The organism is Enterococcus sp. DIV0561, assembly GCF_050539875.1.
GTDB classification, from domain to species: domain Bacteria; phylum Bacillota; class Bacilli; order Lactobacillales; family Enterococcaceae; genus Enterococcus; species Enterococcus faecalis.
The window spans coordinates 1672466-1686603 of record NZ_CP172927.1; the positions used below are offsets into that span (position 1 = coordinate 1672466).

Here is a 14138-nt window from a genome sequence, read left to right on the forward strand (position 1 = left end):
TTTTCTTATTTGTTTTAATATTAAAAAAAATATTATCAATAAAAAACTGACTACTCAGTTAAGTAGTCAGTTTTTTGTTTAATAATCTTTAAAAATATTCTCATTTTCAAGGCTTAACTTCTGATAACCGCCATCTAACATTTCCTGAATACCGTCCTGGTACAACCTTTAAAGGATCAGCTTTAAAACGAAAATAGAGATCATAATCATTTAAACTTTTAGTTACATCCTTACCTTCTACTTCTTGCTTTAGAATTAACTGTTCATCTTTGGTTAATTGAAAAAGTAATGTTTGAGTATTCTTTTCAAAAAAACAAAGAGAGACCTCTTGTCCCCAGCTTTCTAGTTGTTCAACGATAGTTGCTAGTTGTCCGCTTAATTCCCAAGAGTAACTACTTGTATTTGTAATTGTCAACGAATCATTCTCTGGTAAATTTTCTATTTTCATATAGAAATAACCATCTTCACGCTTCGTTTGAACTAATTCGTTGATTGTCAAAGTATTTCCAACAAAAGCAGTAGGAACTGTTGTTAATTCTATAATTCCTTTGAAATCAATGGCTTGAATTTTGGTTTCTGATTGATTGCCTTCAGCATCTACTGTATACATACCTACGTAATACATTTTTTCAGGTTGAAGCTGTGAAGTTTCGTATTCAATAGTTGTTTCAAAATTCTCCGTTAAATTTTCTCTCGAAAGATGTGCTTTTTCAATAAAAGTAGTCGTAGCTAATTCTTCTTCTGAAACAATAGGACTCATAAACAGTTTAGTGGACGTAGAATTTTCATCTTCAATTTGAACAGGAAGGTAGGCCTTACGTTTTTGTCTTACAATTTGAGGAGACTGAGCTGCCTCCGTTGCAGAAGAATGACCAGTTGTAATTGTCGGCCTCCATTTCCCTGTTAGCTTGTAATAATGGGTAGCGGGATCACCGGTAGTCACTGGTTTAGAAAAAGCATTCCCGGAAAAAGTACTAGAAACAGGAATAGTTAAATCCAGTAGGCTATTTATTTGAACGAGCTTGTTTTTCACTTTGAAATAAAGACCATACAACGTGCCTCTTTCAAGTGCCGGTAATGTAATGACTATTTTGTCTTTTTCTCTTGTAAAAGGGAGTGCTTGTCCTCCCGTTGGTTGAGCGCCTGTCCCAATTTCTTGAGCACTCCCGAAGTAAACCTTATTCTCTAGCACTTCAAAGTTATCAGGGAGTGTCATTTGGATCCTCGTCCCGGCTTGTAAACGAAGTAAATCACTTGTTTGTAAATAATCAATCGCTGTCATATACGTGATTTCTTGACTTCTGTCAACAGAATGAACTTCGTTTTGAGGAATCCCAGTGTCTGCTAGCAATTGGTTATCCGCTGATTGTGCAACACCCGTACGTAATTGCAAATCTACCAGCCCTTCCACATTTGTAAATGAAATAGCTTTTGCTTGTGCATAGCCCCCGTTTGCTCCAGTAAATCCAAAATAAACACGTTTATTTTCATTTAAGCCTAAGTTATTTTTAAACTCCGTATCCACAGGAATCGTAATATTTAAGGCATAATCAGGAACAGAATAGGTAAATGTTCCCGCTTCTCGTTTAAATTCCACGATAAATTTATGCCACTTACTATCAGATAAATCTGTCACTCCTTTTTCATTTCGGTGATGAAGGACTTTGTCAATCTTAAAAATACCATCTTTTGTATAGGAAGTTTCTGCCCCCGGATAAGCCCAGGCAATATGATGACCTTTGGAACTTGTATCACGATCCATCATGCCATCGTTTGCAATAAGATTACTATTATTGTTATAGAAGGTATCAAATTCAATCGCCAAACTGTTAGGAATTGCCCCCTTACTTAATGGTGTAGAATCTCCTGTGTTTGCCCATACTCCAATCGTTGGACCAGCTTCTTCGGCTATTGCTGTCGGACCATTACTTTGCATAACAAATGTTAATCCATCACTATCATTTGTTACATTTTCAATATAAAAAGCCATCTCAATTTTAAAATCATTTGTAAAACTCACTGGGTTATTAAACCAAACTGCCCCACTAGAACTCGGTGTTGTATCATTAATCTGAACATAGCGGTGATTTTCAGATCCACTTGGACTTCCCGCTTTTCCTACCGTCGAAATCATCGTTTGATCAATTGGCAATGTCTCAAACGCTGGTTCAATGATTGCTGCTAACCCTTCACCGGGAAAGAAAAATAGGCCACCAAAGAAAAGTAGTAAATAGGAAAGTAAAAAAAACAAGCCGCCTAATTTGCTGGGCTTCATTCTTGATTCACCCTCTTTTTATTTTTTAATTGGTAATATTTCCAAAGTAAGCCCAGAATTGCTAGTAAAAACACAATCAGCATTCCAACTAAAATTGAAAATATAATAGATTCATCTTTCTGTTTGGTGAAAAAGACTGTTTTTTGATTAATTACTTTCGCTTGAGCAGCAGAAACAGTAAACGAGTCATCGAACACCCAGTTGCCTTTTGAGGAATGAATTGCGATATGAACATTATATGTTCCAGATTTTAAGGTTTCTTCCTTTAACTCTGTTAAAATTGGAATCAAGGAGTTAGGAGCAATTTGATAGTTGTCTGCTTTTTTCGTACCAATTATTTTTTTATTTGTTTTATCATAGACAGTTGTCTCAACGTTTACCTTACCAAATGCGGTAGGCTGGTTGTTTATCAAGGTACTTTTGATAACTACAGTATCATTTTTTATGACTGGCTCAGTTTTGTCAAAAAGTAAATTAGGCTCAGGCAGTGAACCCAAATCGGTGCGTAACCTGACACCGATTTGGGTTAGATATTTTGCCTGAATCATTGAATGCATTGCTTTTTCTTGGTTTGGGGAAGTAATTGTTTCAAAAGCAAAAGCACCTAGCACTTCACCAGTAATTTTTTGTCGTTGACTGTCTAACTGAAACGAAACTTTTTTACTTTCAGAAGGCTTCAGACTTATTATTTGTTGTTTTGGTTCAACAAATTGAATAAATGACTGCCCCTGATACATTTCTGCAGTTTCACGGCTTTGATAAGCAATTATACCCGTAGATGTTGTATAACTGTTTAAAGCACTCGCTTTTACTTGCAATGTTTGTTCAGATGTATTTGTAACTAGAAGAGTCAACGTTTGTTTATTTTCCTGAAGATATAAATCAAAATATGTAGCTTCTGATACTTGATTTTCAGGATACTCGGGTGTCACAGTAAAAGCGGTCGTTTCCGCCTCTACAGACATTACTTTACTATTTATGCTAAAAAATATGCTACATAATGTGAAAAAAAATAACAAAAAAGTAGTGTTACTTTTAACCGTCATGCTCTCTCCTCCTAACAGCCAAAATTTCAACTCTATTGTTGAGCCATTTAACTTACAGACAAATTATTAATTTTTTTGTCTAGGTTGCTTCATTCAGGAGTATAAGCGTTTGTTAACACCCAAGTAACCGTTCCACTGTAGCGACCACTATTAATATTTTGTTTTGGAAAAGTTAACGTCGTGTTTGATAAATCAAATTCATTCGCTGCCAATCCAGTTGTTCCGTTTGCACTAGCGACAAGTGTCGGCTCAGTCGTGCCAGCGTCAATTGTTGTCGTAGCAGTAACTGTCGCATCACCTTTTGCCCGTGTGGTTGCTAAATTCAATTTCGCAGATTGTAATTTTACGTTATTTTCATTTTTAATATCTGATAGTTTTAACGACAACATCCAGCCGGATTCGTTTGGCCCTCGATAATCAGATACTTTCGTTATCTCTGGTGTTCCAGTCAATGTTTGATCAGATTCCGCAACATCTTGAATCGTTAGCTCTCCAAAATTAAAGTTAGAAACTGCATCTAAATTTAAGATTCCTGGTTGAATTGTCAAAGATGCTTCACTTGTCAATTCAGCTGTTGGGTTCGCTTCAGCTGCATACGAATTGATTGCTCCACCTCCCAAAGTCACTCCCAGTACTGCTATTGTTGATAAAATACTTTTTTTCATCCTATCCCATCCTTTTTAAAATTTTCAAAAAATGACCTTAACCATCTAAAAGATAATTAGCCTGAATTGGAGCATAACACAAGATGTTTTTCCTTTTAAAAAAAGATGTACTATAAGTCATTTTCATTAGAGAAAGACCTTTCTATGATGGTATAATAGGGAAACAGAAAGAAACTTTCAGAGACCAAGGAGGAAAACTGGCGTGTATGGTCAAACAATCAGAAAAATTCGAAAAGACAAAGGGTTAACTCAAAAAGATGTTTGCCAAGGAGTTGTGACACTGAGCTATTACAGCCGAATTGAACGAAACATTAGTACCCCTACCATCGATATATTTATGGAGATCATAAAAAATTTGAATGTTCGATTAGAAGAATTTATGTATATTCACAATGACTATCAGAAAGCTTTAAAAGATCAGACTTGGTTTGAGATTACCGAACTTTATCATGCAGGAAATATGAAAAGTCTCGAGGACTATAAAACAGCGATTTTAACTGGAAAACTGCCACACGAAGAAGAAATTACGATTCAATTAATTAACCTGTTTATTTATCGTTTGGGTGGCAATGTCGTCGCCGAAAATATAGCTCATATTGTTCAAAACTTGATGAACTTAGAAAATTGGACTAGTAGGGAAGTCACGATGTTCATTACGATTATGGACGAAATTCCTATCGAAACCTTGTTAATTATTGTCAATCGATTGCTCAAAAAAAGAAATCTTTATTCTGCTTCTGATGGCTACAATTCTCCATATAGCAAAATACTCATCAATACCATCCTTCTCTGTGTAAACAACAAGTATCTCAACGAAGGGCAAAGTTATTTGAAACAGTTTCGAGAAATGTTAGAAATTCGAGATTTATACGGAAAAACAATGGCTTTATTCTTAGAAGGATTGCTTTGCTATGCCAAAGGAGCACAACTTGCGGGTACAAAAAAAGTTAATGAGGCCTTTCAAATTTTTCATTTATTAGAGATGGATAATTTTTCTCGCAAATACCAGCAATACTTTGAGTATATTAAAACTATCTATTAATAGGTTCATTTTTGTGACTTTTACAGTGTTAGCTTATGGAAGAAAGTATACGTAGCACTTTCTCTTCCTAACTTATTTCTGTTATACTTAAGTAAGAAATATGTAGGTAGGAGAGCGTAAATTTATGAAAATTTATTACATTGAAGACAATCCTTTTCATCAAGAGCAATTTAAAAAAGAACGCCACAACTATGAAAGTTTACGTTCTGTTCCTGTAGAGATATTTCCCAATAATAAATTAGAAAGTATTTATAAAAAACTAGATACTTTTGATTTTTCAGTCTCCGATATCTTCTTAATTGATATTGATTTGCAATCCCTTCATTCTGGTATTGATTTTGCAAAAAAGATTCGACTAATTAATCCTGATTGCTACATCATCTTTTTATCAAATGATACAACTAAAGGTTTAGAAATTATCAATCAACATATTCGACCTGATTTATATCTCTCTAAAAATGAAATGAGCAACGTATTTTTAGCTTTGGAAAATATCTTGGTATCTAGATTAAAAAAAGTTAATAACACAACTGCTCTTATTGAACTTAAAGGTTCTTCAAAAGTCTATCTGATTCATCCAGATGAAATTAATTACCTCTCCACTATTAAAGGATTTCGTTCGTCTATAGAATTTTTCGGTACAACAGAAAATTTTATCATTCAAGATAAAATGAAAAATTTAAAACAATTACTTGCTCCTTATCATTACTTTAACGATTTAAAAAGCTTTTCCATTAATCCGTATAATATTAAAGAAATAAATAAAAATACATTAGAAGTTATTTTTAAAAACGAAGAGTGTTTGTCATTGAGTGCTACCAGCATAAAGAAATTACTTACGTACATTGATGCTCTAAGATAAACAAAAAGCAGGCAAAATATGCCTGCTTTTTATTTACTTAAAAGAAATAGTTAAAGATAATTCAAACAGTTTCTCTTGTTTATCATAACGCAAATCATAATTAATATTGTTATACAGGTTAACAATTCTTGAAAAATTATAAAGCCCTAGTCCTCCTGCTTTTTTCTCGGAATGACCACGTTTTAAAAGTACCGTTAAATTGCCACCATGGTCAATTATCGCAGGATTTCTAACTAAAAAATGAAAAGCCTGATCTTTCTCGTTTAAACAGATAACAATCGGTTGAGCATTATCTGTTGCCGAATAATGCTCAATGGCATTATTTAAAGCAATAGAAAGTAGACGGATCAAGTCGATATAGTCCACAGCAACCGTTGAAATCACATTTAAAACTTGAATAGAGTATGATCTATTATTCTTTTCTGCTTTATCGATAAAATCATAAAGTAAACCTTTAATCACTGGGTCTGTAATCTTTTTCATTGGATTATGTCTAGCATCTTCTATCCTCTCTAAAGAATACTCTTTAAAATGAGTTACCAGTTCTCGCGCCTCTTCTGGTGTCTGATGACTAATTCCATATTCTAAGGCTGCAATAAAATTTAAATAATCATGACGAAATTCATCTAATTTATTGTAATATTCTTGTGTTTCTTTTACATCTTTTAAGTAAGAAGTAACAAATTCCTTACGTTTTCTGTTAATAATGAACACTATAAAAGCTACACTACTAAAAAGGTTGAATCCTAACATAATAATTGAAGTTAACACGTAATCTAGTGAATATAGGTTCACTTGTGCATGTAGAAAATAAAGTCCTGCCATCATTAAAGTAGACAATAAGGTAATGCTTTTCATTTTTTTCGTATAATCTGTAAAATAGTCAAAAATATGATATTTTTTATCAAGATGCTTCAAGTACAGACATAAAAATACTGTCATAGCGATTTCTAGAAAAACAGTAATATATAAATGATTGAATCCTAGATATCGTGGAAGATCAATACACAAGAAGATAATTAATCCCCCACAACTCATTAAAAAATTATTTAGTAAGATAGAAAGATAAATGTTCTCTACTTTAATATAGATATAGTAACATTGAGAAAAATAGAGCAGAAATAAAAAAAAGAATGTATATTTTATCATAAGTAAATTACAAACCGCCAATAATAAATAAAAGATAGTAAAAAAGTACGTACTTCGCTCCTGAAATAATAGATTGATGCCTATTAAAATATTTACATACACCATACCCACAAATACAATTAATTCCATTATTTTACTTCCACTCCTGACTTGCTAACCTATATTATCATACCAAAAAAGAAAGAAAAACAAAGAATCTATGTTTTCCTTTCTTTTTAACTAGGGCGCTTCAATAATTGTCCATTCTAACTCAGATTGATAATCGCCAATATATGCATTCGATGAAATCGCTAAATCAAATTGATGATTTCCATCTTGTATCAGACCATATTCCGTGTCAGTTTCTTTGACAACAGGTAAGGTAACTTGTTGATTATTCGTAATGACTAAATTATCTCTATTATTTTGATAACTGAGAACAGCTGGAAGTTCTCTTTGCGCATTTTTAAATGTGCTTATTTGGCTGACTACTAATTGCCAGTTTCCTGGTGAACGCGTGGTATCTTCAATTTTTATATCGACTGGTTTTTGAGGAAGAGAGTGAACTGTTTGTCCATTAATAACAGCATCTTGAAAAGATAGGACTGAATCAACAGATTTAAAATGTACAGTGCCTTCCATTAATTGTAAGGTAAAAGTTGCAACATTTGACTTGAGTCCTTCTGTATCTACCACATAAATTTCAACAGCATTCGCTCCAAGTTTTAAATCGGCTAATGACATTTCTTGTGAAAAAACATTCCAAGTCCCTTTATTTGCATTCGCTACAGAATTTTCTAGTAGATGTTCTACCCCATTTAATTTGTAATAAAGAGTCCCCGTTTGACTCTCAGCGTCTTTCCATTGTCCTTCCACTTTAAAGGATGAAAGATTCGGCGTTATTGGAATAGTTTTATTTGATAATACGTCCACCAACTGAAGTTCAGGAGGTGTATTTTTTTGTACCAACGTTAGTATCCCGTTATCGGATGCGGTTTGCCCCATACTATCTTTTATTTCAATCTGTGTTTTATTTTGGCCAATCATTCCTATATTAGTTAAATCAACGGGTATTGAAAATGTTCCCTCTTTTTGAAAACTCCCAGTTGGTATCGCAACAGTTTGACCATTAACAGTTAACGTGGGTTTTAGATCCGCTATATTTCCAGTCCATGTACCGGTTAAAGTTATATGGTAGGAATTTGCATCAGTGATGTCGACTACTTTATTTTTACTTTCCTCATCAAAAGATACATTGATACTTTGAATAGCTGGCATTTTCGTAGTTAAAAAATCCTCCCAATCAAAATCACCTTTAGAGCTGTCATAAATACCTGAATGCAGAGAAAACTCTTTATTTTTTAACGCTTCCTCTGTAACCTTGGCTTTATACGAAAGAATAATTTTATCTCCTTTGTTTATTAACAAATTGGAAATTCGATAAGTGTCATCATAAGGACCATCATCATATTGATTCGTTACTTGAAGTTCTGTCATCCGACCATCATAGGAAACAGTATCATGATACATCACTTGTGCTTCTGCATTAAAGGCCCAAAATATATCTCGATGAAGTTCTTTAGAAGTATTAACGAATGAGCCAGTATCAGATAAACTTCCTCTTTTATAAATAAACGTTGGTTCTCCTTCTAATTTCAATCCTTGTGTTTCATCTGGAAAAAGAACTAACATGGAAGATTGATTAAAAGATTCAGGTAAGACGCCATCATCTAGTTTTTCCAAAGTTGTATTGACTGTGACCGTGTCCCCAACAGCGGTATAGTACGGTGAATGGTCTTTTTCATAAGCAATTGTAGCTTTCACATGACCACCCAAAATGGTTGCTTCTTGATTATCTGGGTAGTCTGCGGCTAAAACATTCCCTGAAAAAAAAATCAGAGAAATAAAAATGGCACACATTAGAACTAAACAATTGGTGGCAAAAAAATTTTTATTAATTATGTTCATTGAATATGCTCACCTACTTCTTTTGTTTAAGTAATTTATAACTTAAAACTAGAATAATCCCTATTAATAATAAACCTACCACGATAATGATCGGTAAATACGGAACTCCTTTGTTTTCTAGAACAGCTTTTTTATTTATTTTTTCTGCTTTTTTAGCTTGTATTTCGAAATCAGTCGTCAAATGCCAAGTTTTATTGGTAGTCCCTTCTTTAGCATCAATTGTGACGGTATAGTTACCTGGTGTAATCTTTTCTTTATTTAAGCCAATTGGAAAGTTAAAATTTGTATTAGGCGCAATGGACATATTTTCTTTTTTCGATTTATAAAGAACCTTTTTAGAACCTTTTTTTGTAATTGTTGCGTCAAAACTTACTTTACTGATAATTGTTGGTGTTGGATTTTGGACATTTGCAAAAATAGTCGTATACGAATTTTCTAAACCGGGCCGCGCAGCTAGTAATTTTAAATCTGGCGTCACTTTATTTGTATTCGTTTCTAATTTCATTCCGATTACATAGGCATATTTATTTCTTATTGCTGTCCCACTAACCTTTTTACTTAGCGTATCTTTTTTAGTGATATGAATGCCACCAAGAATTATCCCTGTAAAAGCTTGTTTTGGCATCTTTATTTGAAAGGGAATATCTTTTGCTTCTCCAGGTTGTAATGTCACCTCTTGTGTCTCTGGTGAAACCAATTGATTTAACACATAATCAGCTGATACATCTTTTTTTACGTTTTTTTGTCCATAATCAATGACACCATTACTATTCGTTACAGCATTATTAACATCGACAAGGTAAGTCGCCTTCTCTTGACTATTATTCTTTACATGAATAGAAACTTGTTCTTTTTGACTCGGTTTTAATAATAAGTCAAAATAAGAAAGCTTTTTATTATTTTGAAAAGATGGAAGATTTGCGCTAACACTGTATGCTGATTCTGAAGAATCAGCATACACTTTTACATTGTTCATTCCTAAAATAATAAAACTTATTCCGATAAACAAACAACTTTTAATGAGGGAGAAACGAGGTCTGCTCTTATTCATGCGCATCAATTGGACCAGCAGTTAAAGTCCAAGTAATCGTCGCTGTATATTCTTTTGCCTGAGCACTTCCTGAGGGAACGGCTAGTTGAACATCTGTATTATGTCCTTCTTCACCAGGAAACATATCTAGCCAGGTTCCTTCTCCTGCCAGACTAGCTGCTGACATGACATTTTGTGCTTCAGTATTATTGAAAGTTACATCTTCGTTTACAGTAGGTTGTGCACTGGTATTATCTGATTTTTTTCGAGCAACTCCATTTTCAAACGATAAGACGGCCCCTTTTAATTCAGATTGATCCTCTGCTTTAAATTTAGAAGCACTTGCGGTTAAAGTCCACCCTCCTTCAACACCACGTTTATCAGTAATTTGGACATGTGGTTCAGCATTTAAAGCGCTATATACTTGACTATCACTAGAGATTTCTTGGGTCCCAAAACTAATATTAGAGACATAATCAATAGATAAAGGACCATTATCATCTGTTCCATGATTATCTGGATCATCTGGGTCAACCGGATTGACAGGATTATCTGGATCGTCTGGATCAACCGGATTAACTGGATCATCGTTTCCTCCAGTAAAAGTGACTTTTGCTGTAGTCGTTGTTGCATCACTTGACTCGGCTGCATTTGCTAAAATTCCAGTCAAAAGTGTTGCAGACAATAATGTTGTCGCTGCTAAAGAATATAAGATACTTTTTTTCATATTCATTCTCCTTTATGTGTTTGTAACTTTTTTTAAGCGGGTGCATCCGTTAACGTCCATTCAAGAGTCGCTGTGTAATCCCCAGCCAAATTTCCAGAAGGAACTTTCAAAGAAACATCTGTTGTAGTCATTTGATCTGCCCATGTTCCTAACCCTGTATTCACTGCTGAGGTCATGATATTTTGGGCTTCTGTGTTAACTGTTACAACTGCTGTAGATGGCGTTGCAGATTGATTATCATTCACCGTTTTAGGCGTGCCGTTAGGTAAAGTTAATTGTGCCCCCTTCAATTCTTGCCCACTTTGTGTTTTGAATCCAGCACTTTCGCTATCATAATTGACTTGTAAATTCCAACCTGCACCAGTTCCCCGTAAATCGGATACTTGAGCTTCTGTACGTAAAGAAGGTTTTTGTGCGGCATACGTTTCTGTAGAACCAGAAATTGTTTGCGTACCAAAATCAATATTAGAAATGTAATCGATACGCAAGACCCCAGTGTTTCCTGTTGGATCATTGGAATTAGGATTATCATCTGGATCAATAGGATCAATTGGTCCAACAGGATTATCTGGATCTGCTTGTGAGATGCCGATTTTTGCTGTACTTGTAGCATCTTTATCTTCAGCATGAACGACTGTACTACCTAATGTTGCACAACTAAATAATGCCGTAATTAAAATCATTTTTTTCATTGTTCTGTTTCCTTCTTTCTTCTTTTGAAAAATATCCATAATAGTAATCCGCCAATAAGTAACCAAACACTAAGCATAAAAAAATGATTTTTTAGTTCATTAGTCATTGGAAATAATTTCTGGGATTTCATTTCGTGATACTTTTTACTGTTTTGTGTTTGTACATCTGAATTATTCGTTTTTTGTTGTGGCATATTGCTTTTAAAGGTAATGCCAACGTTACTTTTTTCGCTAATTGCAAAAGCATCCTGTCCAAAACTAGTAGATATTTGAATACATCCAATCATCATTAGCATTATAAGCAATTGTCTACTAAATTTTTTCATTTGTTGTCCCCCTTACCATTAATCGAATAGCACCCCCAAACTGAAGTTTTGATCAATTTAGAATTATTACAATTCAGAACATCCATAGTATACTTAAATCAAAACAACATTTCCTGATTTTGAAATCGCTTTCTTATAAAGTTGTGTCAAAATATCATACAATTTAATATTTTTTCTCTTTCTTAGAAAAAATAAAGGACAAAAATCTAAAATGATTTTTGTCCTTCACTTCATACAAGATCCTTTTTCCCTTACAAAAGTTATCCTTCTTAAATGATCTATGGCGTAGTCGGATAATTTTGGACTGTCGTTTGATTGCCATTTTGACTAAACAAGCTGGTTGATTGTGCATTTTTTTGTTTTTCTACTTCTAAGACTTTGTTTTTTTCAAAAGCCACATCATAGTTGTAGTCCTTTGGTTGAACTTCTTGGAATCCTTGTAGTTTATAAAAACGTAAAAGGTTTTCCTGATTTAATTTGTCAGATAAACTTAACGATTTTTTCACCCAATCGTTATCTTTCGTGACTTCTGCTTTTAAATCTGCTGGAACTTGGTCTAATTTTTTCCCTTGATTATTGTAGATTTCCCCACCTAGATAAGAAAATTGAGGCGTTACAAAATCGCCATTTCTAAAAGGAACCACTTGTTTATATTGAGGAGATAAAAGGTCCGTGCCAAAATGGATATAATTTTTATCATCGACACCTAAAAGATGGTACAGTGTCGGTAAAACGTCAATTTCCCCACCATATTCGTGCATGATTTTCCCTTGCGTATAGCCTGGCATGTAAAACATCAAAGGTACTCTTTGCAATTGCGCATTGTCATAGTTTGTCCACGTTTTTGGATCGCGGTTGAAGGCTTTACATAAGTCCTTGTTGTTCGCATCTGAAATACCGAAGTGGTCACCATAAATAACAAAAATAGAATGATTGTATAAACTTGTTGTTTGCAAGTAATGGAAAAATTGTTCTAGCGATTGATCCAAATAGTGCGCTGTTCGAACATAATCATCCACAATCGAATTGCCTGTGTTCAATTTAGGAAACGGGAAGTTTTGGTCATCCGTATAATAAGGGGTATGATTGGTCACAGTTAAAAACTTCGCATAGAATGGCTGCTGTAAATGCTCAAGCTCACTAGCTGATTCACGCAACAATTGTTTATCTAAAATACCGTAACCTAGCATTTTGTCATCTTTTGAAAAATATGACCGATCAAAAAAGTATTGATATCCTAAGTTTTTATACACATGGTCTCGATTCCAAAAACTCCCCACATTTCCATGGAAAACAGCGGTTGTATAGCCTTTTTGTCCTAAAACTGCGGGAGCCGCTTCGAAAGTATTGTCTGATCCTAATTGTGTAAAAAGAGAGCCTTGCGGGAGCCCGAATGTTCCTGTTTCTAACATGTTCTCCGCATCACTCGTTTTTCCTTGCCCTACTTCATGAAAGAAATTATCAAAACTGATTGTCGCTTTGTTTTGATAGAGCTGATTTAAAAACGGTGTAACCTCTTGGCCTTGGACTTTCATATTAATCAAAAATTGTTGAAAACTTTCTAAATGAATCACAAATACATTTTTTCCTTTGGCAATCCCGGCATACTGCGGATTAAGCGGTAAATTATTTTGCTTGGTAAATTTCATGATTTCAGGTAATTCGTTTGAACTAGCTTCTGCTCTTACCTCATTTGACATGGCTGTTTTGACACCATCGATGGCTGTGAATGCATCCAAGCCAAGATATTTTACAATATAATTACGGTCAAAAATTCTTTGAAGCAATTGAGGACGATCGGTTTCGCTTAAAAATAAGTTAACCGAAAAGAGCAAGACACTTAAACAACTAATTGAGATCGCCAATCTTCTGTTGATAGGTTTAGTCATAAAGACTTGATGATTCCGTCGCTGTTTAAAAGAGTAAAATACCAAAACGAGCAGCACTAAAGTATCTAGCCAATAAAAGACATCGTGGACCCTCATTAAGGCAAGTAAATCACCAGAAATCCCTTCTGAAACTTTTGAAAAGCCAAAAACAGATTGGATGGTAATAAAGTCAGTGAATTCACGATAAAAAATAATATTCAAATATAAAATTAATGTATTTAAAACATTTAAAAGAGTTAAGCTAAGCATAAATGTTTTATGCTTTTTAAAATACAAACTAAAGCCAAATAATAACAGCGTAGTAGCAACTGGATTGAACCACAAAATTTCTCGTTGGAGACTGCCCTTAACGCCCAATGAGAAATCTAGGTAATACGCCAGAATCGTTTTTGCCCAAAAGAGTAAAACAAAAAATAAAAAGAGTCCTAATCGGTTATTTATTTTTTTCATCTAAGTTTGTCTTCCTTTCCCTTCAAAAAAATCTTGAT

Annotated in this window: 12 protein-coding genes; 2 read left to right on the forward strand and 10 right to left on the reverse strand. The window is 34.0% G+C overall.

Annotated features, from left to right (window positions below; all coding sequences use genetic code 11):
* Positions 1-106: 106 nt before the first annotated feature.
* The 3 genes from IGM13_RS08120 to IGM13_RS08130 all read right to left on the reverse strand — a co-directional run bounded on the left by IGM13_RS08120 (position 107) and on the right by IGM13_RS08130 (position 3986).
* Positions 107-2275: an L-type lectin-domain containing protein gene (locus IGM13_RS08120; RefSeq protein ID WP_002419873.1), complete on the reverse strand. Its 2169-nt coding sequence runs from the start codon at positions 2273-2275 to the stop codon at positions 107-109.
* Entirely contained in the window at positions 2272-3321 is a 1050-nt protein-coding gene (locus IGM13_RS08125) for a DUF3324 domain-containing protein (protein ID WP_010816585.1), read from the reverse strand. The genes IGM13_RS08120 and IGM13_RS08125 overlap by 4 nt, the downstream gene beginning before the upstream one ends.
* An 89-nt stretch (positions 3322-3410) precedes the next feature.
* Positions 3411-3986 (reverse strand): WxL domain-containing protein, encoded by a 576-nt coding sequence (locus tag IGM13_RS08130; protein ID WP_002419876.1) that lies wholly within the window; start codon positions 3984-3986, stop codon positions 3411-3413.
* A gap of 202 nt (positions 3987-4188) precedes the next feature.
* Here IGM13_RS08130 and IGM13_RS08135 point away from each other — a divergent pair, with 202 nt between their 5' ends.
* Positions 4189-5028 (forward strand): helix-turn-helix domain-containing protein, encoded by an 840-nt coding sequence (locus IGM13_RS08135; RefSeq protein ID WP_002419877.1) that lies wholly within the window; start codon positions 4189-4191, stop codon positions 5026-5028.
* A 124-nt stretch (positions 5029-5152) separates the two neighbouring features.
* Positions 5153-5890, forward strand: a complete 738-nt coding sequence (locus tag IGM13_RS08140) for a LytTR family transcriptional regulator DNA-binding domain-containing protein (protein WP_002419878.1) — start codon at positions 5153-5155, stop codon at positions 5888-5890.
* Positions 5891-5923: 33 nt separating this feature from the next.
* Here the strand turns inward: IGM13_RS08140 and IGM13_RS08145 are convergent, their stop codons facing one another.
* The 7 genes from IGM13_RS08145 to IGM13_RS08175 all read right to left on the reverse strand — a co-directional run bounded on the left by IGM13_RS08145 (position 5924) and on the right by IGM13_RS08175 (position 14100).
* On the reverse strand, positions 5924-7168 hold the full coding sequence (locus tag IGM13_RS08145) for a GHKL domain-containing protein (RefSeq protein ID WP_002419879.1): 1245 nt from the start codon (positions 7166-7168) through the stop codon (positions 5924-5926).
* Between the two features lie 90 nt (positions 7169-7258).
* Positions 7259-8986 (reverse strand): hypothetical protein, encoded by a 1728-nt coding sequence (locus tag IGM13_RS08150; protein WP_002419880.1) that lies wholly within the window; start codon positions 8984-8986, stop codon positions 7259-7261.
* 13 nt (positions 8987-8999) lie between these two features.
* Entirely contained in the window at positions 9000-10037 is a 1038-nt protein-coding gene (locus IGM13_RS08155; protein ID WP_002419881.1) for a DUF916 and DUF3324 domain-containing protein, read from the reverse strand.
* A complete protein-coding gene (locus IGM13_RS08160) occupies positions 10030-10743 on the reverse strand; it encodes a WxL domain-containing protein (protein WP_025188657.1) in 714 nt (237 codons plus the stop codon). The genes IGM13_RS08155 and IGM13_RS08160 overlap by 8 nt, the downstream gene beginning before the upstream one ends.
* Positions 10744-10775: 32 nt before the next feature.
* Positions 10776-11435 carry a WxL domain-containing protein gene (locus IGM13_RS08165; protein WP_010777711.1) on the reverse strand — a complete coding sequence of 220 codons (660 nt, stop codon included), beginning with the start codon at positions 11433-11435 and terminating at the stop codon, positions 10776-10778.
* A complete protein-coding gene (locus IGM13_RS08170) occupies positions 11432-11761 on the reverse strand; it encodes an LPXTG cell wall anchor domain-containing protein (RefSeq protein WP_002419884.1) in 330 nt (109 codons plus the stop codon). The genes IGM13_RS08165 and IGM13_RS08170 overlap by 4 nt, the downstream gene beginning before the upstream one ends.
* 278 nt (positions 11762-12039) lie before the next feature.
* The gene (locus IGM13_RS08175; RefSeq protein WP_002419885.1) at positions 12040-14100 is read right to left on the reverse strand and encodes an LTA synthase family protein; all 2061 of its coding nucleotides are present in this window, start codon (positions 14098-14100) and stop codon (positions 12040-12042) included.
* Positions 14101-14138: the final 38 nt, after the last annotated feature.

Excerpts from the sequence above, each read along its gene's own strand:
- IGM13_RS08120 (WP_002419873.1), bottom strand. The coding sequence starts at position 2,275 with ATGAAGCCCAGCAAATTAGGCGGCTTGTTTTTTTTACTTTCCTATTTA.
- IGM13_RS08125 (WP_010816585.1), bottom strand. The coding sequence starts at position 3,321 with ATGACGGTTAAAAGTAACACTACTTTTTTGTTATTTTTTTTCACATTA.
- IGM13_RS08130 (WP_002419876.1), bottom strand. The coding sequence starts at position 3,986 with ATGAAAAAAAGTATTTTATCAACAATAGCAGTACTGGGAGTGACTTTG.
- IGM13_RS08140 (WP_002419878.1), top strand. The coding sequence starts at position 5,153 with ATGAAAATTTATTACATTGAAGACAATCCTTTTCATCAAGAGCAATTT.
- IGM13_RS08145 (WP_002419879.1), bottom strand. The coding sequence starts at position 7,168 with ATGGAATTAATTGTATTTGTGGGTATGGTGTATGTAAATATTTTAATA.
- IGM13_RS08150 (WP_002419880.1), bottom strand. The coding sequence starts at position 8,986 with ATGAACATAATTAATAAAAATTTTTTTGCCACCAATTGTTTAGTTCTA.
- IGM13_RS08155 (WP_002419881.1), bottom strand. The coding sequence starts at position 10,037 with ATGAATAAGAGCAGACCTCGTTTCTCCCTCATTAAAAGTTGTTTGTTT.
- IGM13_RS08160 (WP_025188657.1), bottom strand. The coding sequence starts at position 10,743 with ATGAAAAAAAGTATCTTATATTCTTTAGCAGCGACAACATTATTGTCT.
- IGM13_RS08165 (WP_010777711.1), bottom strand. The coding sequence starts at position 11,435 with ATGAAAAAAATGATTTTAATTACGGCATTATTTAGTTGTGCAACATTA.
- IGM13_RS08170 (WP_002419884.1), bottom strand. The coding sequence starts at position 11,761 with ATGAAAAAATTTAGTAGACAATTGCTTATAATGCTAATGATGATTGGA.
- IGM13_RS08175 (WP_002419885.1), bottom strand. The coding sequence starts at position 14,100 with ATGAAAAAAATAAATAACCGATTAGGACTCTTTTTATTTTTTGTTTTA.